The sequence below is a fragment of the Aeromonas sp. 602200 genome, from assembly GCF_049173895.1.
In the GTDB taxonomy this organism is placed as follows: domain Bacteria; phylum Pseudomonadota; class Gammaproteobacteria; order Enterobacterales; family Aeromonadaceae; genus Aeromonas; species Aeromonas veronii_A.
This window is the reverse complement of record NZ_JAAKSL010000011.1, coordinates 90,429-115,978: the sequence shown is the minus strand read 5'-3', so window position 1 is coordinate 115,978 and position 25,550 is coordinate 90,429. Positions and strand designations below refer to the sequence as shown.

The 25,550-nt window shown below is 60.3% G+C and carries 20 protein-coding genes and 4 tRNA genes; 12 read left to right on the top strand and 12 right to left on the bottom strand.

All coding sequences use genetic code 11. The annotated features are described in order from the left end of the window. Positions 1 to 55 precede the first annotated feature (55 nt). Positions 56 to 2,689, bottom strand: a complete 2,634-nt coding sequence (ppc, locus tag G5221_RS14130) for a phosphoenolpyruvate carboxylase (protein WP_069554237.1) — start codon at positions 2,687 to 2,689, stop codon at positions 56 to 58. A 231-nt stretch (positions 2,690 to 2,920) separates the two neighbouring features. Further along, on the bottom strand, positions 2,921 to 4,066 hold the full coding sequence (gene argE, locus G5221_RS14125; RefSeq protein WP_005336095.1) for an acetylornithine deacetylase: 1,146 nt from the start codon (positions 4,064 to 4,066) through the stop codon (positions 2,921 to 2,923). Positions 4,067 to 4,337: 271 nt separating this feature from the next. Here argE and argC point away from each other — a divergent pair, with 271 nt between their 5' ends. From argC to G5221_RS14095, 6 genes are all read left to right on the top strand, one after another. Beyond that, the gene (gene argC / locus G5221_RS14120) at positions 4,338 to 5,345 is read left to right on the top strand and encodes an N-acetyl-gamma-glutamyl-phosphate reductase (protein ID WP_110304444.1); all 1,008 of its coding nucleotides are present in this window, start codon (positions 4,338 to 4,340) and stop codon (positions 5,343 to 5,345) included. A 22-nt stretch (positions 5,346 to 5,367) separates the two neighbouring features. Further along, complete coding sequence (argB, locus tag G5221_RS14115) at positions 5,368 to 6,171, top strand: acetylglutamate kinase (RefSeq protein WP_421263440.1); 804 nt, start codon at positions 5,368 to 5,370, stop codon at positions 6,169 to 6,171. Positions 6,172 to 6,196: 25 nt separating this feature from the next. Then, entirely contained in the window at positions 6,197 to 7,108 is a 912-nt protein-coding gene (locus G5221_RS14110) for an ornithine carbamoyltransferase (protein WP_421263439.1), read from the top strand. 68 nt (positions 7,109 to 7,176) lie between these two features. Next, positions 7,177 to 8,412 carry an argininosuccinate synthase gene (locus G5221_RS14105; RefSeq protein ID WP_033115910.1) on the top strand — a complete coding sequence of 412 codons (1,236 nt, stop codon included), beginning with the start codon at positions 7,177 to 7,179 and terminating at the stop codon, positions 8,410 to 8,412. 211 nt (positions 8,413 to 8,623) lie between these two features. Beyond that, positions 8,624 to 10,009, top strand: coding sequence for an argininosuccinate lyase (gene argH, locus G5221_RS14100; protein ID WP_421263438.1), 1,386 nt, complete (start codon positions 8,624 to 8,626; stop codon positions 10,007 to 10,009). A 232-nt stretch (positions 10,010 to 10,241) separates the two neighbouring features. After that, positions 10,242 to 12,353 carry a hypothetical protein gene (locus G5221_RS14095; protein ID WP_421263437.1) on the top strand — a complete coding sequence of 704 codons (2,112 nt, stop codon included), beginning with the start codon at positions 10,242 to 10,244 and terminating at the stop codon, positions 12,351 to 12,353. A 112-nt stretch (positions 12,354 to 12,465) separates the two neighbouring features. Here the strand turns inward: G5221_RS14095 and G5221_RS14090 are convergent, their stop codons facing one another. Continuing rightward, the gene (locus G5221_RS14090; RefSeq protein WP_204477804.1) at positions 12,466 to 12,921 is read right to left on the bottom strand and encodes a hypothetical protein; all 456 of its coding nucleotides are present in this window, start codon (positions 12,919 to 12,921) and stop codon (positions 12,466 to 12,468) included. A 442-nt stretch (positions 12,922 to 13,363) separates the two neighbouring features. Between G5221_RS14090 and G5221_RS14085 the strand changes: the two genes are divergently transcribed. Continuing rightward, positions 13,364 to 14,056, top strand: coding sequence for a B3/4 domain-containing protein (locus G5221_RS14085; protein WP_158113363.1), 693 nt, complete (start codon positions 13,364 to 13,366; stop codon positions 14,054 to 14,056). A gap of 76 nt (positions 14,057 to 14,132) precedes the next feature. Here the strand turns inward: G5221_RS14085 and G5221_RS14080 are convergent, their stop codons facing one another. The 6 genes from G5221_RS14080 to plsY form a co-directional block, all read right to left on the bottom strand. Further along, positions 14,133 to 15,305 (bottom strand): nucleoside recognition domain-containing protein, encoded by a 1,173-nt coding sequence (locus G5221_RS14080; protein ID WP_421263436.1) that lies wholly within the window; start codon positions 15,303 to 15,305, stop codon positions 14,133 to 14,135. A 105-nt stretch (positions 15,306 to 15,410) separates the two neighbouring features. Continuing rightward, positions 15,411 to 15,486 (bottom strand) — tRNA-Asn (locus G5221_RS14075). A gap of 8 nt (positions 15,487 to 15,494) precedes the next feature. Further along, positions 15,495 to 15,570, bottom strand: a tRNA-Phe gene (locus G5221_RS14070). Positions 15,571 to 15,573: 3 nt separating this feature from the next. Next, positions 15,574 to 15,649, bottom strand: a tRNA-Thr gene (locus G5221_RS14065). Positions 15,650 to 15,701: 52 nt separating this feature from the next. Further along, positions 15,702 to 15,777 (bottom strand) — tRNA-Phe (locus G5221_RS14060). 47 nt (positions 15,778 to 15,824) lie between these two features. Beyond that, on the bottom strand, positions 15,825 to 16,487 hold the full coding sequence (plsY, locus tag G5221_RS14055) for a glycerol-3-phosphate 1-O-acyltransferase PlsY (RefSeq protein WP_064337611.1): 663 nt from the start codon (positions 16,485 to 16,487) through the stop codon (positions 15,825 to 15,827). A gap of 157 nt (positions 16,488 to 16,644) precedes the next feature. Between plsY and folB the strand changes: the two genes are divergently transcribed. From folB to G5221_RS14040, 3 genes are all read left to right on the top strand, one after another. Beyond that, the gene (gene folB, locus G5221_RS14050; RefSeq protein WP_042053564.1) at positions 16,645 to 17,016 is read left to right on the top strand and encodes a dihydroneopterin aldolase; all 372 of its coding nucleotides are present in this window, start codon (positions 16,645 to 16,647) and stop codon (positions 17,014 to 17,016) included. Next, complete coding sequence (gene folK, locus G5221_RS14045; protein WP_107684303.1) at positions 17,016 to 17,525, top strand: 2-amino-4-hydroxy-6-hydroxymethyldihydropteridine diphosphokinase; 510 nt, start codon at positions 17,016 to 17,018, stop codon at positions 17,523 to 17,525. Before folB ends, folK begins: the two co-directional genes overlap by 1 nt. Positions 17,526 to 17,651: 126 nt before the next feature. Then, the gene (locus tag G5221_RS14040) at positions 17,652 to 18,140 is read left to right on the top strand and encodes a YbaK/EbsC family protein (RefSeq protein ID WP_158113362.1); all 489 of its coding nucleotides are present in this window, start codon (positions 17,652 to 17,654) and stop codon (positions 18,138 to 18,140) included. On the opposite strand, the gene mdtD is transcribed toward G5221_RS14040, so the two are convergent. Together mdtD and G5221_RS14030 are read right to left on the bottom strand one after the other, a co-directional pair. Then, complete coding sequence (gene mdtD / locus G5221_RS14035; RefSeq protein ID WP_158113361.1) at positions 18,112 to 19,515, bottom strand: multidrug transporter subunit MdtD; 1,404 nt, start codon at positions 19,513 to 19,515, stop codon at positions 18,112 to 18,114. The two genes, G5221_RS14040 and mdtD, sit on opposite strands and share 29 nt — an antisense overlap. Positions 19,516 to 19,526: 11 nt before the next feature. After that, entirely contained in the window at positions 19,527 to 20,135 is a 609-nt protein-coding gene (locus G5221_RS14030; protein WP_158113360.1) for a TetR/AcrR family transcriptional regulator, read from the bottom strand. A 90-nt stretch (positions 20,136 to 20,225) separates the two neighbouring features. Here G5221_RS14030 and G5221_RS14025 point away from each other — a divergent pair, with 90 nt between their 5' ends. Beyond that, a complete protein-coding gene (locus tag G5221_RS14025; protein WP_421263435.1) occupies positions 20,226 to 21,326 on the top strand; it encodes an efflux RND transporter periplasmic adaptor subunit in 1,101 nt (366 codons plus the stop codon). Further along, positions 21,323 to 24,430 (top strand): efflux RND transporter permease subunit, encoded by a 3,108-nt coding sequence (locus G5221_RS14020; protein ID WP_421263434.1) that lies wholly within the window; start codon positions 21,323 to 21,325, stop codon positions 24,428 to 24,430. The genes G5221_RS14025 and G5221_RS14020 overlap by 4 nt, the downstream gene beginning before the upstream one ends. On the opposite strand, the gene G5221_RS14015 is transcribed toward G5221_RS14020, so the two are convergent. After that, positions 24,415 to 25,542, bottom strand: coding sequence for a CobW family GTP-binding protein (locus G5221_RS14015; RefSeq protein WP_076494042.1), 1,128 nt, complete (start codon positions 25,540 to 25,542; stop codon positions 24,415 to 24,417). The two genes, G5221_RS14020 and G5221_RS14015, sit on opposite strands and share 16 nt — an antisense overlap. Between the last annotated feature and the right edge of the window lie 8 nt (positions 25,543 to 25,550).

Sequence of the window (25,550 nt, the reverse complement as noted above, 5' to 3'; positions counted from 1 at the left end):
ATTGGCGCCCTTTGGCTTGATAGATATAACTAAAGCCTCTTGCTTGGGCTGGCTATCAACCCGTATTGCGCATACCTGCGGCAATACCGGCGATGGTGACCATCAGCGCCTTGTCCAGCTCGGGGTGCAGGGTCTCCGGGTGGTTGCGGGAGCGGTTGAGCAGCTCGGCCTGCAGCACGTTGAGCGGGTCTGTGTAGGGGTTGCGCAGCTTGATGGACTCCTTGATCCAGGGCTGATCCTCCAGCAGATCCCCGCGCGGGCTCAGTTTCAGCACCACTTCAATAGATTCGGCGAGCTCCTGACGCAGCTGTTTGCCAAGGCCCCACAGCTCCTGCGGCACCAGACGGGTGTCGTAGTACTCGGCGAGCCAGACGTCCGCTTTGAGGAACACCATCTCCAGCATCTCGAGGCGAGTGCGGAAGAAGGGCCACTGGGCGCTCATCTCTTCCAGCACCGCCAGCTTGCCGCCGTCGATGGCCTGTTGCAGCGCCTTGTGGGCACCGAGCCAGGCCGGCAGCATCAGGCGGTTCTGGGTCCAGGCGAAGATCCACGGAATGGCGCGCAGGCTCTCGACGCCGCCGTTGGGCTTGCGCTTGGAGGGACGGGAGCCGAGCGGCAGCTTGCCGAGCTCCATCTCCGGGGTGGCGGCACGGAAGTAAGGGACGAAGTCCGGATGACCGCGCACGATACTGCGGTAGTGCTCGCAGGAGTCGGCGGCCAGCTGTTCCATCACCTCGCGCCAGCACTCTTTCGGCTTGGGCGGTGGCAGCAGGTTCCCTTCCAGCACGGCGCTGGTGTAGAGCTCCAGACTCTTGATCGCCACTTTCGGCAGACCGAACTTGAAGCGGATCATCTCCCCCTGTTCGGTGGTACGCAGACCGCCGCGCAGGGATCCCGGCGGCTGGGAGAGGATGGCCTGATGGGCAGGCGCACCACCACGACCGACGGTACCGCCACGGCCATGGAACAGGGTGAGGCGGATATTGTTGGCTTCGGCAAGTCCCACCAGGGATTCCATGGCGGCGTACTGGGCCCAGCCAGCAGCCATCATGCCGGCATCCTTGGCAGAATCGGAGTAGCCGATCATCACGTACTGACGACCCTGGATGTAGCCACGATACCAGTCCACCGAGAGCAGACGCTCCATCACGGCGGTGCCTGCCATCAGGTCATCCTGGGTTTCAAACAGCGGGGCGACCGGCATGCGGAACTTGCAGCCCGCCTCTTTGAGCAGCAGTTGCACCGACAGCACATCGGACGGCGCACCGGCCATGGAGATGATGTAGATGCCGAACGCATCGGGGTCGTGCTCGGCGATAACCTGACAGGTATCGAGCGTCTCGCGCACCTCGGCGCTCGGTTCCCAGTCGTGGGGAATGAGCGGGCGGCGAGAGTTCAGTTCGTTGAGCAGGAAGGCCTGCTTGTCATCTTCGCTCCACTCGGCGTAGTCACCCAGACCCAGATAGCGGGTCAGCTCGGAGAAGACCAGCCCGTGACGCTCGCCATCCTGACGGATATCCAGCTTGACCAGATGGATGCCGAAACAGGCGACCTTGCGCAGCACATCCAGCAGCATGCCATCGGCGATGTTGCCCATGCCGCAGGCGTGCAGTGAGTGGTAGCAGAGCTCCAGCGGCTCGCGCAGCTGGGCGGTAGTCTTGACCAGATCCTGGCTCTCGCTCGCCTGACCCTGCACCTTGGCAGTGAGATGCTCCTTGGTTTCGCGCAGCGCTTCACGCAGCTCGCGCACCAGCGCACGGTAGGGCTCGGGGTGATCGCCAACGCGAGCGCGCACGGCGTCGGTACAGTCGGACATGGAGAGCTCGGAGGTGAGCTCCTTGATGTCTTTGTAGAACAGGCTCACCGCCATCCAGCGGCCCAGCTCCAGCACTTCGGCAGTCACCTTGGCGGTGACGAAGGGGTTGCCGTCGCGGTCACCGCCCATCCAGGAGGTGAACTTGACCGGCGCGGCATCCAGCGGCAGCCGCACACCCAGATGGTGTTGCAGACGCTCGTCCAGATTGCGCATGAATTCGGGGATGGCAGGCCACAGGCTGTTCTCCACCACGGCGAAGCCCCACTTGGCCTCGTCGACCGGAGTCGGGCGCTGTTCGCGGATCTCGTTGGTGTGCCACGCCTGATTGATGAGCTGCTCGATGCGATTGAGGATCTTGTCCCGCTCGCGGGGCAGCAGGTCGGAGAGCTCCAGCGCCTCGAGGCAGTCGTTGAGCTGTACGTGCTTGTGGATCAGGGTGCGACGGGTCACCTCGGTGGGGTGAGCGGTCAGCACCAGATCGATATCCAGCTCGCGCACGGCCTGAATGATGGCCTCTTGCGACAGGTTGGACGCTTTCAGCTTGTCGAACATCTGCTCCAGCGGGTCCGGGGTGCAGACCTGCTCTTCACAGCGACGGGAGATGGTGTGGAACTGTTCCGCCACGTTGGCCAGATTGAGGAACTGGCTGAAGGCGCGGGCCACCGGCAGCAGTTCATCATCGCTCAGGGTGCGCAGGGTATCGAGCAGACGTTCCCGGTCTGATTCATTGCCCTTGCGGGAGGACTTGGCCAATTGGCGAATGGTTTCGATCTTGTCGAGAAAGGCCTGACCCTGATGATCCTTGATGGATTTACCCAGCAGCTGACCCAGCATACCTACGTTGGCGCGTAGTGCGGCGTACTTTTCGTTCATTCCACATCCTTATCTTGTTGGTGCCTGACACCCATCCGGGGTGCTAGACGACCTCACTTATTGTTGTGCGATTACAACATATGCTCCGTCATCTTAGGGTGACAATCTACCCAGATTGTCTGCGCAAGGTCAAATAACAGGCCGATTCAGAACATGTATTTCCATCACCACTCCACAACCGGCTTGTTATGTAACTTACTTACAGTTTTTACGCCCCTTTCACCGCCGCCGCTACAGGCAAAAACGTCTGATCAGGTGCTGCAACACCGAGGTGGTCGGCTTGACGAAGGAGAGGTCGAGATACTCATCCGGCTGGTGCGCCTGGGTGATATGGCCGGGGCCCATCACTATGGTCTCGCAGCCAAGCTGCTGGATAAACGGCGCCTCGGTGCAGTAGTTGACCGACTCGGCGACGCGGCCGCTCGCCTTCTCCGCTTCGCGCACCAGCACAGAGTCATCGGCGCAGGCGTAGGCGGGAATGGGCTCATGCAGATGCTGCAGATGCAGGCAGCCCGGCTGGTGGATCTCGATGGGCGACAGCGCCTCTTTGAGCATCCCCATCAACTCATCCGGCCCCACCTGCGGAGTGGGTCGCAGGTCGATATGCAGCTCGCAACAGCCACAGATGCGGTTCGGGCTGTCGCCCCCCTGAATGTAACCCAGGTTCAGGGTTGGCTGTGGCACGGCAAAGCGGTGGTCGGCGTAGCGATCTTTCAGATCCTGCTGCAAGCGCAGCACCTGCCCCATCGCCTTGTGCATGATCTCCATGGCGTTGACGCCGTTGGCGGGATCCGAGCTGTGACCGCTCTTGCCGGTAATACGGATCGCCTCAGACATATGCCCCTTGTGGGCCACCACAGGCACCAGCCCGGTCGGCTCGCCAATCACGGCGTAGTCGGGTTTCAGCTCGGCCGCCGCGGCGATGGCGCGGGCCCCCGCCATGGTGGTCTCTTCATCGGCGGTAGCGAGAATACGCAGCGGCTTGTTGAGCTTGGTGAGGTCAATCTCTTTGAGCGCCTCGACGATAAAGGCGAAGAAGCCCTTCATATCGATGGTGCCGAGACCATAGAGGCGGTTGCCCTCTTCGGTCACCTTGAAGGGATCCTTGCTCCAGCCCCCCTCATCGAACGGTACCGTATCGGTGTGACCTGCCAGCAGCAGACCGCCCTCCCCCTGACCGATCGTAGCCACCAGATTGAACTTGCCCGGCAGATCGGGGAGTGCCGTCACCTCGCACTGAAAACCGAGCTGACCGAACCAGTCGGCCAGCAGCCGGATCACAGCCTCATTGCTCTGATCCCACTTGGGATCCGTGCTGCTGATAGAGGGAATCGCAATAATATTCTTATAAAGTGAAAAAAAATCCAGATTGGCCATCAGCTCCTCCTTGCGTCCCCGGAATGTTTCTGTTAGAAAATACAAATGCAAAGTGAGTGCATGAATATTCTGTAATTTTACCTGAATATCTGGCTCATCAACAAAGGCTTCTAGTTGTAAGGGAAAGTTAATGTTCTGTCACCTGATCTATAACCGACGACACACACCCGCCTGAATTGCCCCTCCGCACTTGTGCAAAGGGGCGCTCGAACACCCTTGTGCACTGCAGCGTCATGCTGTGAATCTCGAACTCTGACTTGGAATATTCAACATGCTTAACACCGTTATCGTCGGTGCCAGTGGCTACGCGGGAGCCGAACTGGCCGCACTGGTACAGAACCATCCACAACTCAAACTGTTCGGCCTCTACGTCTCCGCCGGCAGTCAGGATGCCCACAAGCGCTTCTCTTCCCTGCATCCCCAGTGGGTAGGCGCCCTCGATCAGCCGCTGCTGCCGCTGGACGACGATGGCATGACCCGGATCCTGACCCAGGCCGATCTGGTGCTGCTGGCCACCGCCCACGAGGTGAGCGCCGAGCTGGCGCCCAAGTTTCTCGCCAAGGGGCTGCCGGTGTTCGATCTCTCCGGTGCCTTCCGGGTCAAGGATCAGGGCTTTTACGACAGCTTCTACGGCTTCACCCACGACAGCGAACAGTGGCTGGATCAGGCCGTCTATGGTCTGGCGGAGTGGAATGCCGATGCCATCGCTACCGCCCAGCTGATTGCGGTGCCGGGTTGTTATCCGACCGCCTCCCTCTGTGCTCTCAAGCCGCTGCAGCAGGATGGCCTGATTGCCAAGGGGTGGCAGCCCATCATCAACGCCGTCTCAGGGGTTTCCGGTGCCGGGCGCAAGGCAGCCATCAACACCAGCTTCTGCGAAGTGAGCCTCAACCCTTACGGCACCTTCAATCACAGACACCAGCCGGAGATCAGCCATCACCTCGGCAAGGAGGTGCTGTTCCAGCCCCACCTTGGCAACTATGTGCGCGGCATTCTGGCCACCATCTATGTGCAGCTGGCGGACGGCGTCACCCCCACGCAGGTGGATCAGGCCTTTCTCAAGGCTTACGAAGGCAAGCCGCTGGTGCGCCTCACCGGCCAGATGCCATCCATTCGCGGTGTGGCAAACACCCCTTACTGCGACATCGCCTGGCAACAGCAGGGCAACATGCTGGTGGTGGTCTCTGCCATCGACAACCTGCTCAAGGGCGCCGCCTCGCAAGCCATGCAGTGCATAAATATCAAATTTGGTTTTGAACCGGCCACCGGCCTGATTTAAGGACTTAGGAAGGATCTTGAACATGGACAAACAGACGTTGGTAATCAAGCTGGGCGGCGCCCTTATCGAGAACGACGAGGCGCTGACCGCCCTGTTCGCCACCCTCAAAACCTTTCTCGACGATCAGCACCGTCCGCTGGTGCTGGTGCACGGCGGTGGCTGTCTGGTGGATGACCTGCTCAAGGGGCTGGGTCTCACCTCTACCAAGAAGAACGGCCTGCGGGTAACCCCGTTCGAGCAGATCCCCTTTATTGCCGGTGCGCTGGCAGGGACCGCCAACAAGCAGATGATGGCCAAGGCGATCGCCACCGGCATTCCAGCGGTGGGGCTCTGCCTCGCCGACGGCGGCCTCTGTCAGGTGACCCAGCTCGACCCGGATCTCGGCGCGGTCGGCGAGTGCAAGCCGGGCAACCCGGCGCTGGTAGCGGGCATCCTCGGTCAGGGCTTCCTGCCGGTGGTGAGCTCCATCGGCATCACCGCCGAGGGGCAACTGATGAACGTCAACGCGGATCAGGCGGCCACCGCCATTGCCGAGGCGCTCGGTGCCGATCTGGTGATGCTCTCCGACGTGAGCGGCATCCTCGATGGCAAGGGCAAGCTGGTGCCCCAGCTCGACAAGCTGACCGCGCTGGATCTGATGGCGAAAGGGGTGATCCGCGATGGTATGGCGGTCAAGGTAGAAGCGGCCCTGCACGCTGCCGAGACCCTCGGCAAGCCGGTCTGTGTCGCCAGCTGGCGTTACCCGGATCAGCTGCTCAAGCTGCTGGCTGGCGGCGCCGTCGGCACTCTGGTCAAGATTGCCGATGGCAATCAGGTCGCTATCTAATCTCCACCGGAACAAGGAACATCCGATGCAACATCTTCTGAAAGACAGTGATCTGAACAAAGCCCAGATCGAAGCGCTGATTGCGCTGGGCAAAGCAGTGAAAGCCGACCCGAAGAAGTACAGCCAGGCGCTGGCCGGCAAGAGCGTGGTCACCCTGTTCGAGAAGCCCTCCCTGCGCACCCGGGTCACCTTCGACATCGGCATCGCCAAACTGGGCGGCCACAGCGTCTATCTGGATCAGCAGAACGGCGCGCTGGGCAAGCGGGAGTCGGTGAAGGATTTCGCCGCCAACCTGTCCCGCTGGTGTGATGCCATCGTCGCCCGGGTGTTCGATCACCAGACCCTGGTCGAGCTGGCAGAGCATGGCACAGTGCCGGTGGTGAACAGCCTGTGCAACCTCTACCACCCCTGTCAGGGGCTGGCCGACTTTATGACCATTGCCGAGCACTACGACGACCTGTCGAAGGTGAAGCTTGCCTACCTCGGTGATGGCAACAACGTCAGCCACTCTCTGCTGCTGCTGGGGGCCACCCTCGGCACCGACGTCACCCTGATCTGCCCGAAAGGCCACGGCCCGGATACCCAGATCTTCCTGCAGGCGCAGGCACTGGCGGCCAAGTCGGGGGCGACCATCCACATCAGCGATGACGTGGCTGATATCGAAGGGTTCGACGTGGCCTACACCGACACCTGGGTCTCCATGGGTGACAACACCCCGATGGAGCAGGTCAAAGACCTCTTTATGCCTTACCAGATCAACCAGGCCCTGCTCGACCGCACTGGCATTGCATATGTGCTGCACTGCCAGCCGGCTCATCGGGAGCTGGAGATCACCTCGCAGGTGATGGATGGCCCCGCCTCCCTCATCATGGACGAGGCCGAAAACCGGATGCATATCCAGAACGCCGTGTTGCTGACCCTTCTCGGCAACAAGTAACGCGGCAATCAACCTGAATCACGACACCTTTATTGAATCATCATCGAATCATCACGGAGAGAAGTAACATGAGCGGAATCAACAAGATCGTACTGGCTTACTCGGGTGGACTGGATACCTCGGCCATCATTCCCTGGCTCAAAGAGCACTATGACGCCGAAATCATCGCCTTCGTGGCCGACGTCGGTCAGGAGCGCGACGATCTGGAAGGGATCGAGCAGAAGGCCATCGCCTCCGGCGCCACCAAGTGCATCATCAAGGATCTGCGCGAAGAGTTCGTCAAAGAGTACGTCTACCCGACCCTGAAGACCGGCGCCGTCTATGAAGGCACCTATCTGCTGGGCACCTCCATGGCCCGTCCGGTGATCGCCAAGGCGATGGTCGAAGCGGCACTGGCGGAAGGGGCCGATGCCATCTCCCACGGCTGCACCGGCAAGGGTAACGATCAGGTGCGTTTCGAAGGTGCGGTCGCCGCGCTGGCACCCCAGCTGAAAGTGATCGCCCCGTGGCGGATCTGGGACATGCGCTCCCGGGAAGATCTGCTCTCCTATCTGGAGACCCGCAACATCCCCTGCAAGGCGACTCTGAAGAAGATCTACAGCCGCGACGCCAACGCCTGGCACATCTCCACCGAGGGTGGCGAGCTGGAGAGCACCTGGAACGAGCCCTCCGAAGCGGTCTGGCAGTGGACCGTACCTGCCGAGCAGGCACCGGATCAGCCGGAGTACGTCAAGCTGACCGTGGCGCAGGGTGAAGTGGTGGCCGTTGACGACCAGCCGCTCAGCCCGCACCAGATCCTGATGACCCTGAACGAGCGCGCAGGCAAGCACGGCGTGGGCCGTATCGACATCACCGAAAACCGGATGGTGGGGATGAAGTCCCGTGGCTGCTACGAGACCCCGGGCGGTACCGTGATGGTCGCCGCGCTGCGCGCCGTGGAAGAGCTGGTACTGGATCGCCCGACCCGCGCCTGGCGGGAGAAGCTGGGTGCCGAGTTCTCCCATCTGGTCTATGACGGTCGCTGGTTCACCCCGCTGTGCAAGGCGATCCTCGCCTCGGCCAACGCCATCGCCGAAGATCTCGACGGTGAAGTGGTGCTGAAGATGTACAAGGGTCAGGTCACCGCGGTTCAGAAGAAGTCGCCGAACAGCCTCTACTCCGAAGACTTCGCCACTTTCGGGGCCGATGAAGTGTATGACCAGAGCCATGCCGAAGGCTTTATCCGTCTCTACACCCTGGCGAGCCGGATCCGCGCCATGAAGGAGCAGCATCAGGCCATCGGTGGCGATCATACCCACGGCTAAGCAAGCGCGATAACCCGTTGATTCCGTTGAGGGGGCATGGCCCCCTCTTCTACAGGCAGAGAGCATAGCCCCCTGACCCATCATCAGCTGGTGTGACAAGAGCGGCAGCGCCCCGGCCGCTTCTGTGAGATAACAGGCTCGCAGAAAAACAGGGCACGATTTCAAGCTCGGTGGCCAGGGCGCCGCCGACAACGCATTCAAGGAGAGCAGTATGGCACTTTGGGGTGGACGCTTCATTCAGGGAGCCGATAGCCGGTTCAAGCAGTTCAACGATTCGTTGCGGTTCGATTACCGCTTGGCGGAGCAGGATATTCAGGGCTCCATGGCCTGGGCCAAAGCGCTGGTGAAAGTGGGCGTCTTGACCGCCGATGAGCAGGGCAAACTGCAACAGGCGATGGAGGTGCTGCTCGCCTCGGTGCAGCAGGATCCTCAGCAGATCCTGAGCTCGGACGCCGAAGATATCCACTCCTGGGTCGAGAGCCAGCTCATCGCCGCCGTCGGCGATCTTGGCAAGAAGCTGCACACCGGCCGCTCGCGCAACGATCAGGTCGCCACCGACCTGAAACTCTGGTGCAAGGCACAGGGCGAGCTGCTGCTCGGCTCCATCACCGCCCTGCAGCAGGGGCTGATCGCCTCCGCTCGCGAAAATCAGGCTGCCGTGCTGCCGGGTTACACCCACCTGCAGCGGGCCCAGCCGGTCACCTACGCCCACTGGGCGCTGGCCTATGTGGAGATGCTGGAGCGGGATTACTCCCGCCTGCAGGATGCCCTCAAGCGCCTCGACACCAGCCCCCTCGGCTGCGGCGCGCTGGCGGGCACCGCCTACGCCATCGACCGTGAAGCGCTGGCGCTCGACATGGGCTTTGCTGGTGCCACCCGCAACAGTCTGGATTCGGTCTCCGATCGGGATCACGTGGTGGAGCTGATGCACGTGGCGTCCCTCTCCATGACCCACCTGTCGCGTTTTGCCGAAGACCTTATCTTCTACAACACCGGCGAGGCGGGCTTTGTCGAGCTCTCCGATGCGGTCACTTCCGGCTCCTCCCTGATGCCGCAGAAGAAAAACCCCGATGCGCTGGAGCTGATCCGCGGCAAGACCGGCCGGGTGGTGGGCGCCCAGATGGGCATGCTGATGAGCCTCAAGGCGCTGCCGCTGGCCTACAACAAGGACATGCAGGAAGACAAAGAGGGGCTGTTTGATGCCCTCGACACCTGGCACGACTGCCTCGATATGGCGGCGCTGGTGCTGATCGATCTGAAGGTGAACGGCGAGCGCACCATGGCGGCGGCGCAGGGCGGCTATGCCAACGCTACCGAGCTGGCAGACTATCTGGTGGCTAAGGGGATTCCGTTCCGTGAAGCGCACCATATCGTCGGCGAAACAGTGGTCTTTGCCATCAGCGTGGGCCGACCGCTGGAGGAGCTCTCCATCGGCGAGTTCCAGCGCTTCAGCCCGGTGATTGAGTTCGACGTCTACCCCAATCTGGAACTGGAAGCGACCCTGGCCAAGCGGGTTGCCAAAGGCGGCGTTGCCCGCGCGCAGGTTGAGGCAGCCCTGACTGCCGCCGAAGCTTGGCTGGCCAAGCGGGTGGGTTAAGCCAACCGGCTTGTGATCCAAAGTTGAAAGCAAAACGGCAACCCGAGGTTGCCGTTACTTTTTAGCATCTATCAGTTCTGTCGCTCAGCGCACATTTTCCATGTTGTGAAACGATTTCACACTATCTAGGCTTCATATCTCATCATCGGCACCGCGGTCCCCCGATTACATTATATGTAGTTTTGTATATCTGAGGCGTGTCTCTTAACTCTGTCTGTTCAGGAGCACAGCTATGGCAGTTATAAAGGATAACAACATCAAGATAGGTGAAGATACAGTACCTCCCACTTTTTATATCGGTCTTACTATGGCTGGTGCCATCTCCGCAGGTGCCTATTCGGCAGGAGTGATGGATTTTCTACTGTCCGCATTGGAAGAGTGGGAAAAACAGAAACGAATAGACCTTGAAAACGGGGAAAAAACTGTTCCGAATCATCAAGTAGTTATTTCAGTGATGACAGGCTCTTCCGCAGGTGCCGTCACAGCGGCACTTACCATCCCAGCATTATCTGCTGGATTTGTGCAGGAGAAAGATTATACCCTAAAAAACCTCTATCGCCCTTGGGTAGAACAGCTCCGTTTTGATCCACTCAAAGGACAAGGCTTACTTGCACAAAATGACCTTAAAGGGGATGGCAAAGTTTACTCCTTACTTGATAGCAGCAGTTTGCAACTTATTGCCAATGAGGCACTTAAGAACGCTCACACCATTACACCAGCCAAACCATATCTGGCCGATGAACTACATTTATTTTTCACTCATAGCAATTTACGTGGCATTCCTTACAAAATTCTTTTCAATACCGTGCAGTATAACTTAGAAAATAAACATAACAAAGATGAAACAAATGATGGATACAATATGATGCTGCATGCTGACAGAACGCATTTTGCTCTGAAAGATACAGGTAATCATCCGATACAGCAAGGCTGGGCAGATTGTGAATATGCTTTTCCATTAAAAATATCTGATGCAGCCAGTTTTTCTGGGCATTGGCCTGGTTATATTAATGCAGCAATTCTATCTGGCGCCTTTCCGATTGGTTTAGCCGCTGTCGATTACAACTATCAAGACTCTACCAGCGTAAAAACGAGAGCGTGGCCAATGTTAAGTCACCCTTGTAATAGTTGGGAAGAAGCGAAGGAACAATATAAACAGATAAAACCAGCAATTCCTGATGGCATTATTCCCGATTTCAAATATACCGGTGTGGATGGCGGAGTACTGGACAATGAACCATTTCAACTGGCTCGCTGGTGCCTAATGCGCACACCCGGCAAACCCAATACCCGTAACGAAGATATTAACACTCCCCTTGAGGCACGGATAAAAAACGGAGAAATCGTCGATCGTGCGGTTATCATGATAGATCCCTTTCCTGAACCAGATATTTGGTCCGATTGGTCACCCAAGGATCGTCTCCTGACGAACGTGATCTCCAAGTTGTTTCCCATGATGAAGGCACAGGCTCGCTGCAAGATGGAAGAGGCTTTTGCAGCTATGGATGACAGTATCTACAGTCGTCATCTTATTGCTCCGATTAGAGACGTTAATGGCAAGGCGCACGACTATGCAATTGCCTGTGGCTTGTTGGGTGGTTTTGGTGGTTTTCTATCACAAAATTTTCGCCACCATGACTATCAACTAGGACGACGCAACTGCCAACAGTTTTTGCGCCAACATTTATCACTCCCCCCCCACTATGCAATTGTCAATACTGGTTATAGCAAGATAACGCTAACCCAGAATACGATGGATAAACTACCATTAATTCCACTAGTGGGGGCCTTAGAAAAGGAGATAGAAATTCCCGCATGGCCAAGGGTAGAAATCAAAGATGTAGAAAAGTGCATTGATCTGGCGATGGCAAGATTAACGTCGATTAAGACAGAGTTGCTAAGGAGTCAGAACCGTTCTACCGCCATGGCGGCGGGCATTTTCTGGTGGTGGAAAAAAGATGACGTGAAAGATTACATGCGTTTTACCCTGCTATCAGAGCTAGTTCGTCGTGACCAGTTGACTGGTTGGTGGGATGCAGAAAAAATGACAGAAGCTCAGCGCCTAATCTATACCGAACTTGCCAGACCGAAATATGATGTGCGCACGGCAAAGGGAATTAGAGAGTCATTAAAACGAAGAGGGATAAGTGAGCAAAAACTCGACAGCATGGGAATGAACGAGAAGGAAATAACGACAATTCTCGAACAATCACATTATATTGTTAAGGGGCCAGCGGTATATGATGGCCGACCCAGCTACGTTTTATCTGAACGCTATGAACGCCCCCTCTTTAAATGGTGGGATGAGTGGAAGAAGGGAAAGCCGACCCACGACCTAGACTAATTTTATCAACACCCCAGCTCTGCAAAATGAATAATTTTATTTGCCATACACATCTGATGTCATCTGAAAAAATGGCAACCCTGGGTTGCCGTTTTTTATTGCTCACCGCCGTTCAGGCGCTGGCATTGAGCAGTTTGCCCACCCCCTCCCCCTTGCCATTGGGCAGGGTCTGTTTAAAGGCGCCGAGCAGCTGGTCGAGGTTGAGATTGCTGGCACCGAGGGAATCCTTGAGGGTATCGAGCTCGCTTTGCAGCGCATCGAGGCGGGTGCTCTGGGTACCATTAGCCAACTGGCTACGGGCGCTATCGATGGCGGCAGGGAGGGATTGGCCGCCATTCTCCTGCCCCAGAGTCTGCATCAGCTCCCCCATAAAGTGGTTGATGGCAGCGCGGTTCTGCTCGCTATTGGCATCCTTGATTCCCAGCCGCTGGAACAAGCTCTGGACGGTAGGGGCGAGGCGATCTTCCTGCACTGTTTGCTGCACAGACTCAGGTTTGGCACTGCTGCCGAGCAGCTGACTGCCCAGCTTGAGGGCGATAGAGGCAAGGGGAAGCTGGTTGCTGATCATGATATCTCTCCGCGACAACGACCCTTGATGGTGTTGCCAAGAGGAATGCATAAGCGGGGCCAGAACGATGAAAAAACGCCAACCATAGCCAACTCATTGAACAACCTAGCAATTTGAGTGACCGCCTCGTGCTTGGGCATTGCAACTGAGGTCATCACAAGAGAGCCGGGCGGCCAGCGGCTGCCGCTGCAGTTCCAGGCGGCAAAGGGGCATTACCGCAGCAAACCGGAGACGGCAGGGCTCCTCTTCGCTATATACCGCTACATGCCCGCCATCCCCTTGATCACGTCATTTTTCATTCATTAAACTTATGGGCATTAAGATAATGTAAATTTTCTTATCTAACATGTTCGCGCATGATGGCTCTCAAACCGGATTTGCCGTTGCCGCTATGCTGGCTGGCAGCCGCCTTCTCCCAGCCTCTTTCGTTTATGGAGTCGCTATGTCCCTGATCACCCCCTATATCTCCCCCGAAGTCAACCAGCTGGCTCCCGGCTTTCGCGCTTTGAGCATCACGGTGCAGGCCGCCGCCGTGGTCGACCCGAACGTGGGGGCGCGCGCCCTTGATGAAGCCTGCACCGCCATGCTGACCGCCGATGTGCCGTGGGCAGAGGCGCATCTCGCCGCCTGGGGCGAGCTGTTCAGAAAATTTGGCGCCAAGCCGCAGCGGACTCCCTGTTCCGCCGAGGCTCTGAGAAAGCGGGTCGCCCGCGATGGCAACCTGCCCGCCATCGATCCCGTAGTCGATCTCTACAACGCCATCAGTATCCGCTACGCCATTCCGGTGGGGGGCGAAAACCTGCTCACCTATGAGGGACTACCGCGACTGGTGGTAGCCGATGGCAGCGAGCAGTTCGATACCATGAAGGGGGGCGAACCCGCACACGAATCTCCGGAACCCGGCGAGGTGGTCTGGCGGGATGACAAGGGGGTCACCTGTCGGCGCTGGAACTGGCGGCAGGGTGTGCGTACCCGACTCAGTGTCGATTCGGGCCAGATGTGGTTCATTCTGGAGAGCCTGACCGAGATGCCGCTGGCTGCGCTGCATGAGGCGGGAGAAAAACTGATCGCCGGGCTGCGGGAGATGATGCCGGAAGCGGTGATCGCACAGAGCCTGCTCGGCTATGTTGAGTAAACCGAAGGACGAGCCAACTCGTCACCGATAGATACAGAGAGGGGCGCCACAGCGCCCCTCTCTCTTTTCACCCTGCTCAGCCCAGCAGCATATAAAGCTGGTGAGCGGCTACCCCGGCGCACAGGCCGCCGATGGTGTGGGCGACGATGGCGCGGGAGGTGAGGTGGCGATAACCGAGAGCATCCAGCATGGCGGTGTGGGTGCTCAGGAAGCCACTCCAGCACATCCCCATGGCGGTAAACACCGCGACCTCGTTACCGGTGATCCACCCTTTGGCGATAAAGGGGGGCACCAGCGACATGGCGGCACCGACCGCACCGAGCGAGGTGGCGGGGAAAGCGACCAGCTCCGGCTGCTGGAAGCCAAACAGCAGGTCAAACAGCCAGCTCACCTTGGCGGCCAGCACCGGCAGCAGGGCAACCCCCTGAAACGCTTCGCCGGTATAGCCTTTCTCCCCCGGGCCAAAGGTCAGCAGCATCACGAAGGTACTGATGATCAGCACCCCGGGGATCACCGCCATCCCCAGCTCCACACCGGATTTGCCGCCATCGAGCAGAGAGTTGAGGATCCGCAGCCAGCCGGGAGCCGCCTCTTTGGTCACCCCTACCTTGCGGCCGTCGGACGATACAGCGTCATCGTTCAGCAATTCCCCCACCAGTGGGCGGATCATCCGTTGCATCAATCGGGTAGAGACCACCGAGCCCACCAGTGCGCCCAGCAGCCCGATCAGCGCCGCGCTGGCGGTGGATTCACCGCTCGGCAGCTGCAAGGTGGCCATAAAGGTGACCACGATCAGCCCCATGCCAAAGGCGGTGCCGAAGTTGGTCAGCGACACTAGCTGCCAGGGGGTGAAGCCCTTGCGAAAGCGGCTGTCCTTGGCGAGGCTGATCACCGCCGGGTTGTCGGAGAAGAAGGTCATCAGCGCCGCCAATGCGGTGCGACCGGGCAGACGAAACACTGGTTTCATCAGGGGCGCCAGCAGCACTTCCAGCAGGCGGATCACCCCGAACTCGCTCAAGAGCTGGCTCAGGGCACCAGAGAGCACTGTGATCCCCATGATAAAGAGCACAGTATTGAGCAGCAGCTGGTGGGCGGTATTGAACAGGGTGTTGACCATGGCCGAGAGGCCCATCTGACTGCCGAGGTAACCGAACAGGCTGCCTAGAATAAGCAGCACCAGCACGGGTTCCATCCAGTTCCTAATGGCGGCAAGTCGCCCCTTTGACTCTATAACTACATGATTTTCCATATCTATCCTGCGGTTCATCTGTGCGTGTGTGGTTGTTTTTATGGTTAAAAAATGGCTGCGCCAAATAGAAAAAAGCCCTTGTCTTGCGACAAGGGCTTTTTGAATTGGCTCCTCCTACTGGACTTGAACCAGTGACATACGGATTAACAGTCCGCCGTTCTACCGACTGAACTAAGGAGGAATTGTAATTGGTGCCCAGAGACGGAATCGAACCGCCGACACGGGGATTTTCAATCCCCTGCTCTACCGACTGAGCTATCTGGGCAAATGGTGCCGGCTACCGGAATCGAACTGGTGACCTACTGATTACAAGTCAGTTGCTCTACCTACTGAGCTAAGCCGGCACACTTTAAACCATTGTGCATGAACAAATTTTTTATTTCATGGCACCAAAATTGGTGCCCAGAGACGGAATCGAACCGCCGACACGGGGATTTTCAATCCCCTGCTCTACCGACTGAGCTATCTGGGCGTGGGCGCTATTAAACGGATTTTAAGGCGGATGGTCAACGGGAAATTTCACTTTTTGTCTCGTTCGTCTCTTTTTTGCGCAACATCGTCCATTTCTGCCACTTCTTCGGCACAGGCCGTGCCTTTTCGCCCCCAGACTCTGGGTTCCTCCCCCTTGAGCAGGCGGGAGATGTTCTCGTGATGGCGGATCAGGATGAGGCAGGAGAGCAGCGAGACAGGGAGGGTATATTCGGGTTTGAGCAGGTAGGTAAAGAGCGGCGTCAGCAGCACGGTAATGATGGAGGCCAGCGAGGAGTAGCCGCTCACCAGCAGCACCAGCAGCCAGGTGCCAATCACGGCGCCCCCCATGGTAAAGCCGATGGGCATCATGGTCCCCAGTGCCGTGGCCACCCCCTTGCCACCACGAAAATGAAAGAAGATGGGGTACATATGGCCGAGGCAGGCGGCGACCCCGATAAAGCCGAGGTAAACGGGTTTGATCTGCAGATACCAGGCGAGATAGACGGGCACAGTGCCCTTGAGCACATCGAGCAGCAGCACCACCAACGCCGCCATCCGGCCACCGAGGCGCAGCACATTGGTTGCCCCCGGATTGTGGGAGCCATGATCCCGCGGGTCGGGCAGACCGGTGCAGCGGGAGACCAGCACAGCACTGGATAGTGAACCACCCAGGTAGGCCAGAATAATCATCAAAATCGTCAGGGCCGTCATCTTGGTCGTTTTTACCACGATATGAATGGGGTATGATGCGGGCCACATACGCTGGCATGGGCCCATGCCCACCCAGAGCGCCTCGGCAAGCCTGTTGCCCGGCCAGCATCCCTGCGCTGTCATCACAGCCCATCAAGAGTAAAGAAGAAGTACAGTCATGGACAAGGTGTTTATTCGCGGACTCGAAGTTTTGACCACCATAGGTGTATATGAGTGGGAGAAGGGCATTCGCCAAAAGCTCCGTTTTGACCTCGAGATGGGGTTCGATAACCGCCCCGCGGCAGCAACCGACGACATCAATCTGGCACTGGATTATGCCGACCTCTCCAACAAGATTTGCGAGCATGTCACCGGCAAAGTCGTTGAGCTGGTCGAGACCATGGCCGAGCAGGTTGCCATGCTGGTGCTCGCCGACGAGCGGGTACAGTGGGTCAAGGTGACCCTCACCAAGCCGGGCGCCGTGCCCAATGCCGCCGGGGTCGGCGTCGAGATCCTGCGCCATCGCACACCAACTGCGAGCAGCAACTGATGACCACCATCTATATCAGCCTCGGCTCCAACATCGAGCGAGAGCGCCATATTCGCGCCGGGCTCGATGCCCTGCACGCCGAGTTTGGCGAGCTGCGGGTCTCCCGGGTATTCGAGAGCGAGGCGGTCGGCTTCAACGGCCGCCCCTTCTACAACCTGGTGGCGGCTGCCGAGACCGATCTGCCGCTGACCACCGTCTGCCAGCGACTGCGGGCCATGGAGTTCGCCCACGGCCGCGAGCCGGATGCCAAGAAGTTCGCCCCGCGCACCCTGGATCTCGATCTGCTGCTCTATGGCGATCTGGTCTGCGACACCCCGCTGGTGCTGCCGCGTGGTGAAGTGCTCACCAACGCCTTCGTGCTCTGGCCACTGGCCGAGCTGGCCCCCAAACTGCGCCACCCCGTCGATGGCCGCACCATGGGCGAGCTGTGGCAAGCCTATGACAAGGCCTCCCAGCAGCTGTGCCCCATTCCCTTTCACTGGGAAGCGTGCGAATTGCAGCATCACTGATCCGCAAGGGCGCCTCACGGCGCCCTTGTTGTTTGCACAGACAGGGTTGCTTATCACGGATAAGAAAGTGTCATTGGGCCTGACCCTGCGAGGCTGGCAGGATAGCGCCCACTACAGGAGAACCCCATGCCACTCGATACCATTCACCATTTCAACTGCCAACTGCTGGCAGAACTGCCCCACCAGCGCTATGAGCATGAACCCATCCTCGACTACGCCACCGATGAAAAGGTCAAGGCCCGCCTCGGCTGGCAGGCGGAGTTCAGCAAGACCCTGTTTCTCAAGTTCAAGGATGGCCGCTTCGCCCTGCTGCTGACCCACAGGGACGGACGGCTCGACAACAAGGCGGTCAAGGCCGCACTCGGTGCCAAGCCCTCCATCTGCACCGCCGAAGAGATGCAGGCGGAGATCGGCTGCCTGCCGGGGGCGGTTTGCCCCTTCCTGCCCCGTGCCGATATTCCGCTACTGGTGGATCCGCAACTGCTCAACCACACCGCCTTCACCTGGACTCCGGGCCACCCGGAGCAGACCTTTCTGCTGGCGACCGAGCATCTGGCCGAAGTGCTGGCGCAGCTCCCCTGCCAAGTCAGCTATCTGCCCGCCCCGATGGCGTAGCCCCATCGCGCGCCAGCTGGGCGAAGATCAGCGCCGCCAGCATGGAGAGCAGGCCGACACAGAGGTAGGTAAGATGGAACCCGGCCAGCCACTGGCCGTTGGCCGCTGAGGTACCCGCCGAGAAGAGCCCGAGCAGGCTGGCGGCAATCGCCACACCCAAACTCATGGAGAGCTGCATCACCACCGAGAGCAGACCGTTGCCACTGCTGGCCAGGGTCGGGCTGAGATCTTGCAGCGTGAGAGTGTTCATGGCGGAGAACTGCAGCGAGTTGATGGCGCCGAAGATCGCCAGCCAGCCCAGCAAGACACCGTAAGGGAGCTGGTTGTCGATAAAGTAGAAGCTGGCGATCATCGCCCCCAGCAACAGGGTGTTGCCGATCAGAATGCGGCGATAGCCCACCTTCGGAATAAGCTTGTTCACCAGCGTCTTGGTCAGCATGGCGCCAATAACTGTAGGGATCATGGTCATCCCCGCCTTGCTCGGCGAGAAACCGAGCCCCAGTTGCAGAAACAGCGGAGTGAGGAAGGGCATGGCGCCGCTGCCGAGGCGGGCAAACAGGTTGCCCCAGATGCCGATGGCAAAGGTGGCGGTCTTGAACAGGTTCAGGCTAAAGAGCGGCTGCGGTGCATTGGCGGCATAGAGCCAGTAGCTCGCCATCGCCGCCAAGCCGAAGATCAGTGCAAACAGCGCCCAACCGGTGGAGATGCTGTGCTCCCCCAGCCCCTGCAAGCCGACCGACACCAGCACCATGCCGACGCTGAACATCACAAAGCCCTGCCAGTCGAACCGGGCGGTCTGCTGCCGCAGCTCCGGCATAAAGTGCCAGCTGGCGATAAAGCCGAGCAGCCCCACCGGCAGGTTGATGAGAAACACCCAGTGCCAGCTCGCCACTTCCACCAGCCAGCCACCGAGCGCCGGCCCCATCAACGGGCCGAGCAGCCCCGGGATGGTGACAAACGACATCACCCGCAGCAGCTCGTGCTTGTCATAGACCCGCAGCACCGCCAACCGTCCCACCGGCATCAGCAGCGCACCGCCAATCCCCTGAAGCACACGGGCGGCCACCAGCATGGAGAGCGAATTGGAGGCGGCGCAGGCGAGCGAGCCGAGCGTGAAGAGCGAGATGGCAGCCAGATAGATGCGGCGGGTGCCGAACCTGTCAGCCAGCCAGCCGGAAGCCGGGATCAGCAACGCCACCGTCAACATGTAGGCAATGATCACCGACTGCATCTGCAGCGGGCTCTCTCCCAAGGTCTCGGCCATGCTGGGCAGGGCGGTGTTGAGAATGGTGCCATCCAGCGCCTGCATAAAGAAACCGACCGCCGCCAGCAGGGGCAGCCACTTGCGCTGGGCATCTGTCACTGTGTGGCTCATTGCCACCTCCATTATTTTTGCGGGGGAGCGGCGGCGGTCAGGAAGAGATCGACACAACTCAGGGTCCAGGCATCCTGCTCGGCAGCGCTCTGGGTCAACGGCAGACCCAGCTCACGGAGCATTCGCTCCTTGCCCTGCCACATCAGCAACAGCTGCATGGCGGCCTGTTCACTGTCTTGATGGCAAAGCAGGCCTTGCTGCTTCTGCTGCTCCAGCCAGTTGGACAGCATCTCGGTCACATAGAGCGGGCCCGCTTCGAAAAAAAGGGTGGCCAGCTGGGCATCGTTGCAGCTGATGCAGGTGCGAAAGATATTGATGGCATCATCGCTCAGGATCAACTTGCGAAAGCTGCGACCAAAGGCAATCAGGCTCTCCCGCACATTGTTGCCACGCAGCAACACCTCCGGCATCAGCTCGCTGCTGACGCACTTGCTGCCCACCGCTTCGGCAAACAGCGACTCCTTGTTGGCAAAATGGCTGTAGACCGTCTGCTTGGAGACGCCCGCTTCACTGGCCACCATGTCCATGCTGACCAGATGCAGACCGTGCTGACAGAAGAGCCGCCCGGCAGCATCGAGGATCGCAGCCCGCTTCTGCTGACTACGGGGTGAAATGTTCATTTTTCCTCCACAATCAAACTGGACAGTCTAGTTTCGAAAAACTAGACTCACCGGTGTGATTTGATGTTATGTCAACCAGAGGATGATGTCATGACACTTTGCTTAATCCTGCTGGCGCTGTTACTGAGTGGCTGCAGCCCGGTCACAGAGTCAGAAGAAACACCCGCCCTGACCCGGGTGATCGCCCAGCCGCTGCAAGCCAGCGATCACTACCCGGTGCTGCACCGCTTCAATGGCAGGGTGATCGCCCCCGAGCACAGCCAGGTAGGCTTCGAGCTGGCAGGGCGGATCGCCACCCTGCACAAGGGACGCGGAGAGCCGGTCGCGGCTGGCGAACAGCTCGCCACACTGGACACCCGGCTGCTGGCAGTGGAAGCCAAAGAGCTGGCCGCCCGGGCTGCCCAGAACGAGGCCGAGCTGACCCTTGCCCGGCAGACGCTCGACCGGCTCACCGCCCTGCGCCAGCAGCAGTTCAGCTCCCGTCAGGCGCTGGATGAACAGCAAGGCAAAGTCCGCATGCTGGAGGCAAGCGCCAACCAGCTGGCCGCCGCCCTCGAAGCCAACCGGGTCAAACAGGAGAAATCACAGCTGCGCGCCCCCTTCAACGGAATCGTAGTCAGCCGCGAGCAGGCATTGGGGGCCGTGGTGGCCGCAGGTCAGCCTCTCTTCTCCCTGACCCGCAGCGGCCAGTGGGAGGCCGATATCGGCGTGCCGGTGAAACAGGCCGAGTCCCTGATCGTCGGCCAACACTACCCCCTGCAAAGCGATGCGCAATCACTGGAGGGGCGCCTGCTTAATCTGGGGGTACAAGTGGACGGGCAGACCCACACCCGTACCGCCCGCTTCCAGCTGACCCGGGGCGGCGAACAGCTGGCAGAGGGGCAACTGATCACCCTGTTGCATCAGACCCGCGAGCCCACCCGCGCCTACGAGGTGCCGCTCACCGCACTGACCCAGGGATTGCGCGGCAGCTGGACCCTCTATCTGCTCAACGACGAAACGCCACCCCGGGTGGTCAGTCGGGACGTCACCCTGCTGCAGCAAGATGGCGAGCGGGCCTGGATCAGTGGTGCCCTGAACGGACAGGAACAGCTGGTGACCGATGGCCTGCATAAACTGGTGCCGGGCCAGCAGGTCACCCTGACCACCAGCGTGGATCATCAGGCGGCGCATCCGGAGCCACAGTCATGATCCGCCCGTTTATCGAGAATGGCCGCCTGCTGCTGTTGACGTTCGCGCTGCTGCTGACGGCCGCCCTTGCGGCATTGCAGACCCTGCCCAGAACCGAAGATCCCCAGCTCACCAGCCGTTTTGCCAGCGTGGTTACCCACTTCCCCGGGGCCAGCGCCGAGCGGGTGGAGGCACTGGTGAGCGAGCCCATCGAGAACCGGCTGCGGGCCCAGAGCGAGATCAAGCTGATCGAGTCGAGCTCTCGCCCCGGTCTCTCCATCATCAATCTGGAGCTCAAGGATGAAGTCAGCGATGTCGAGCCCGTCTGGTCCCGAGTCCGTGACCGGCTGGCAGATCTTGCCGCCGGACTGCCAGCCGGCGCCAGTGCCCCCAAGCTGGATGACGAGAAGGGCTACCCCTTCACCCGGCTGGTCAATGTGGTCTGGCGCGGGCCGGGCCAGCCGCAGCTGGATCGCCTCGCCCGCTACAGCGCCGAGCTGGAGCGCCGGGCTCGCCAGCTGCCGGGTACCGAATACGTCGAGCGGGTCGGGGCACCGCAGGAGGAGATCGAAGTACGGTTCGATCCCCTCGCCCTCAGTGCCAGCGGCATGAGTGGCGAACAGCTTGCCCAGGCGCTGAGTGGTGCCGATGCCAAAGTGGCCGCCGGGGAGCTGCAGGGCAGCCACAATCGCTTTCAGGTGGAGATCCGCGGCGCCCTCGATACCCTGGAACGGATCCGCCAGATCCCGCTGCGTACCGGCGAGCAGGGCCAGACCCTGCGCCTTGGCGATCTGGCCGAGGTAAGACGTACCCTGCACCAGCCGGAGAGTCAGCTGGCCTTTGCCAATGGTGAGCGGGCCGTGGTGGTCGGCCTGCGCATGGCACAGGATCACCGCATCGACCTCTGGTCGGCACGGGTCGATACCATGCTGGCCCAGCTGGAACAGGACTTGCCGGATAATATCGGCCTCGTCACCAGCTTCGATCAGCAGCGTTATACCGATCAGCGACTCGACACCCTGCTCATCAACATTGTGCAGGGCTTCCTCATCATAGTGGCGGTGCTGCTGGTGACCTTGGGGGTCAAGGCCGCCATTATCGTGGCCCTGTCGCTGCCGCTTACCGTGGCGTTCTCATTCGCCTGCATGAACCTGATCAATCTGCCCATTCACCAGATGTCGGTCACCGGTCTGGTGGTGGCGCTCGGGATCATGGTGGACAACGCCATCGTCATGGCGGATCGGGTGCAGTATCAGCGCCGCCACGGCATGACCATGAGTGCCGCCGCACTGGAAGCCATCGGCCACCTCTGGCTGCCACTGCTGGGCTCCACCCTCACCACCATGCTCGCCTTTATGCCGATCATTCTGATGCCGGGCCCGGCGGGCGAGTTTGTCGGCGGCATCGCCTGGGCGGTGATCTGTTCGCTGCTGGGATCCTACCTCATCGCCCACACCCTGGTGGCTGGCCTCGCAGCCCGCTGGATTGGCAGTGATCAGGGGGGACGCTGGTATCAGGATGGCTTGCACCTGCCCCGGGTGAGCGCCCGTTTCCAGCAGAGCATCGCCATGGCGCTGGCTCACCCCTGGCGTACCCTGCTGCTGGTCAGTCTGCTGCCCCTGCTCGGTTTCTGGGTGGCGGGCCGTCTCACCGAACAGTTCTTCCCCCCTGCCGACCGGAACATGATCCACATCGAGGCCAGCCTCTCCCCACAGGCGAGCCTGGCGCGCACTCGCGAGCTGGCACTGGGGATCTCCGCCGAGCTGGCCAGCCTCCCCGAGCTGGTTCGTCAGGATTGGGTGGTGGGCGACAACGCCCCCAGCTTCTACTACAACCTGGTGCCCAGAAAACAGGGGCGGGCCGATTACGCCCAGGGGATGATCACCCTGCAGGATGCCGATGCCGCCGAGCGGCTCATTCCACAACTGCAGCAGCGGCTCGATGCAAGATTTCCCGAAGCGCAGATCCTGGTTCGCAAGCTGGAACAGGGGCCGCCTTTCAATGCCCCGGTCGAGCTGCGGCTGTTTGGCCCCGACCTTGAACAGCTGCACCGTCTGGGAGAGGAGCTGCGCAGTCTGCTCGCCAATACCCCGGCCGTGGTGCAGACCCGCGCCACCTTGCAGGCCGGAGCCCCCAAACTCTGGTTGCAGGTCGATGAGGAAGCCGCCCGACTGGCAGGCATGAGCCTGACCGATGTTGCCTCTCGGCTGGCGGGCGCACTGGATGGCAGGTTGGGCGGCACTGTGCTGGAAGGCACCGAGTCGATCCCGGTTCGGGTGCGGCTGGCCAAGCCCTTGCGTCAGGATCCGGATGCGCTGCTCAATGTGCCGCTATCGCTCACCGGCACCGGCCAGCAAGGGGCAGCCAATCTCACCTTGCGGGCACTGGCCACTCCCGAGCTGCTGCCAAGCTGGGGGGAGATCAGCCGTCGGGATGGTGAGCGGGTCAATGTGCTGGAGGCCTATCTGGCGGTCGGCGTACTGCCGCAAACCGTGCTGGAGCAAGTCAAAGAGAGGCTGGCCGCCAAGGCGCTGGCGTTGCCGCCGGGCTATCGACTGGAGTTCGGCGGAGAAGCCGCCAAGCGGGATGAATCGGTGGGCAATCTGATGGCGCACGTCAGCCTGGTCGCCGTGCTGCTGGTGGCCGTACTGGTGCTCAGCTTCAACTCGTTTCGGCTGGCAGGCATCGTCACCCTGGTGGCGATCCAGTCGGCGGGGCTCGGCCTGCTGTGGGTCTGGCTGCTGGACTACCCCTTCGGGTTTACGGTGATCATCGCCCTGCTGGGACTGATGGGGCTGGCCATCAACGCCGCCATCGTCATTCTGGCCGAGCTGAGGGCAGACCCGCTGGCACAACAGGGCAATCTGCCGCAGATCCGTGACCTGGTGGCCGGTTGCAGCCGCCACATCGTCTCGACCACCATCACCACGGTGGGCGGCTTCATCCCGCTATTGCTGGGGGGCGGCGGCTTCTGGCCCCCCTTTGCCATCGCCATCGCCGGTGGCACAGCGCTGGCGACCCTGCTCTCGTTCTACTTTGTGCCGGTGGCGTTTGTGCTGTTCAACCGCCGCCGTCCTGACCCGGTACAGGAGAGCTGCAACGCGCAAGATCAGTTGTCGGGCTGACCCAGCATGGCTTTGAGACGCTCTTCCAGGGTGGGCTCGGGGGCCTTGAGGGTCGCCATAAAGAGCTGCTCGATACCGGCCTTGTCCTGACTTTTCACGATAAACACCAGTCGGGACTGGGCCTTGCCCTCCGGCCAGTCGCCCAGCGCCTGCAGCGGATAGAGCTGGCCGTGGACGCCGTGGATCACCACCGGCTGGCTCTCCCCTTCCAGCTGCAAGATCCCCTTGAGGCGCAGCAGGGCATCGCCGTATTGGGCCTGCACCGCATCGATTGCGGCCAGCAAACGAGAGGGTTTGAGCGGCTCGCCGATGCGCAGGGAGAAACTCTCGATGTTGCCGTGCTCGAAGTGGGTGGGCGCAGCTGTGCCCACCTTGGCGGCGAACGGTTGCATCTTCGGCTGCATGGGTGACGCCAGCCCCTGCTTGGGGGATTCGGTGCGCAGCCAGGCCAGCAGCTGGCGTACATCGCGCCCCGCCGCTTCGTTGTAGGCGCCGAGCTTCTCCAGCACCTTGGGCGACAGCTCGCCATTGGTCACCCGCTCGATCGGGGCCGCCGGATTGAGGGCCGCCAGCTGGGCTTCGACCCGTGCCAGCTGTTCGCCATCCACCAGATCCCCCTTGCTCACCACCAGCAGATCCGCCAGCGCCACCTGCTTCACCGCCTCATACTGGGCTGCCAGCTGCTGCTCGATATGACCGGCATCTACCACAGTAACGGTGCCATCGAAGCGGTAGCGCTGGGCGATAAAGCCCTCTTCGCGCAGGGTAAAGAGCACGGGGGCCGGATCTGCCAGACCAGTGGTCTCGATAATCAGCCGCTTGAACGGTTTGATCTTGCGCTGGATGGCCTTCATAAAGAGCCCCTGCAACGCCTCCACCAAAGAGCCCTGCACCGAACAACAGATGCAGCCGGAGTCGAGCAACATCACCTGCTCATCCACCTGCTGCACCAGATGGTGATCCAGCCCCACCGAGCCGAACTCGTTGATCAGCACGGCGCACTCGCCAAGCTCCGGCTGCTTGACCCAGTGGTTGAGCAGCGTTGTCTTGCCGCTGCCGAGAAAGCCGGTCAGCAGGGTCACAGGGATACGGGTATCTTGCATATCGGTCATGTCAGATC

What these genes read in the sequence shown, in the direction of transcription:
- G5221_RS14105 (WP_033115910.1), top strand. Translation starts at nt 7,177, where the DNA reads ATGAGCGGAATCAACAAGATCGTACTGGCTTACTCGGGTGGACTGGAT.
- ppc (WP_069554237.1), bottom strand. Translation starts at nt 2,689, where the DNA reads ATGAACGAAAAGTACGCCGCACTACGCGCCAACGTAGGTATGCTGGGT.
- G5221_RS14085 (WP_158113363.1), top strand. Translation starts at nt 13,364, where the DNA reads ATGTCCCTGATCACCCCCTATATCTCCCCCGAAGTCAACCAGCTGGCT.
- folB (WP_042053564.1), top strand. Translation starts at nt 16,645, where the DNA reads ATGGACAAGGTGTTTATTCGCGGACTCGAAGTTTTGACCACCATAGGT.
- G5221_RS14080 (WP_421263436.1), bottom strand. Translation starts at nt 15,305, where the DNA reads ATGGAAAATCATGTAGTTATAGAGTCAAAGGGGCGACTTGCCGCCATT.
- G5221_RS14020 (WP_421263434.1), top strand. Translation starts at nt 21,323, where the DNA reads ATGATCCGCCCGTTTATCGAGAATGGCCGCCTGCTGCTGTTGACGTTC.
- plsY (WP_064337611.1), bottom strand. Translation starts at nt 16,487, where the DNA reads ATGACGGCCCTGACGATTTTGATGATTATTCTGGCCTACCTGGGTGGT.
- G5221_RS14090 (WP_204477804.1), bottom strand. Translation starts at nt 12,921, where the DNA reads ATGATCAGCAACCAGCTTCCCCTTGCCTCTATCGCCCTCAAGCTGGGC.
- G5221_RS14030 (WP_158113360.1), bottom strand. Translation starts at nt 20,135, where the DNA reads ATGAACATTTCACCCCGTAGTCAGCAGAAGCGGGCTGCGATCCTCGAT.
- argC (WP_110304444.1), top strand. Translation starts at nt 4,338, where the DNA reads ATGCTTAACACCGTTATCGTCGGTGCCAGTGGCTACGCGGGAGCCGAA.
- folK (WP_107684303.1), top strand. Translation starts at nt 17,016, where the DNA reads ATGACCACCATCTATATCAGCCTCGGCTCCAACATCGAGCGAGAGCGC.
- argH (WP_421263438.1), top strand. Translation starts at nt 8,624, where the DNA reads ATGGCACTTTGGGGTGGACGCTTCATTCAGGGAGCCGATAGCCGGTTC.
- mdtD (WP_158113361.1), bottom strand. Translation starts at nt 19,515, where the DNA reads ATGAGCCACACAGTGACAGATGCCCAGCGCAAGTGGCTGCCCCTGCTG.
- G5221_RS14025 (WP_421263435.1), top strand. Translation starts at nt 20,226, where the DNA reads ATGACACTTTGCTTAATCCTGCTGGCGCTGTTACTGAGTGGCTGCAGC.
- G5221_RS14095 (WP_421263437.1), top strand. Translation starts at nt 10,242, where the DNA reads ATGGCAGTTATAAAGGATAACAACATCAAGATAGGTGAAGATACAGTA.
- argE (WP_005336095.1), bottom strand. Translation starts at nt 4,066, where the DNA reads ATGGCCAATCTGGATTTTTTTTCACTTTATAAGAATATTATTGCGATT.
- G5221_RS14110 (WP_421263439.1), top strand. Translation starts at nt 6,197, where the DNA reads ATGCAACATCTTCTGAAAGACAGTGATCTGAACAAAGCCCAGATCGAA.
- argB (WP_421263440.1), top strand. Translation starts at nt 5,368, where the DNA reads ATGGACAAACAGACGTTGGTAATCAAGCTGGGCGGCGCCCTTATCGAG.
- G5221_RS14040 (WP_158113362.1), top strand. Translation starts at nt 17,652, where the DNA reads ATGCCACTCGATACCATTCACCATTTCAACTGCCAACTGCTGGCAGAA.
- G5221_RS14015 (WP_076494042.1), bottom strand. Translation starts at nt 25,542, where the DNA reads ATGACCGATATGCAAGATACCCGTATCCCTGTGACCCTGCTGACCGGC.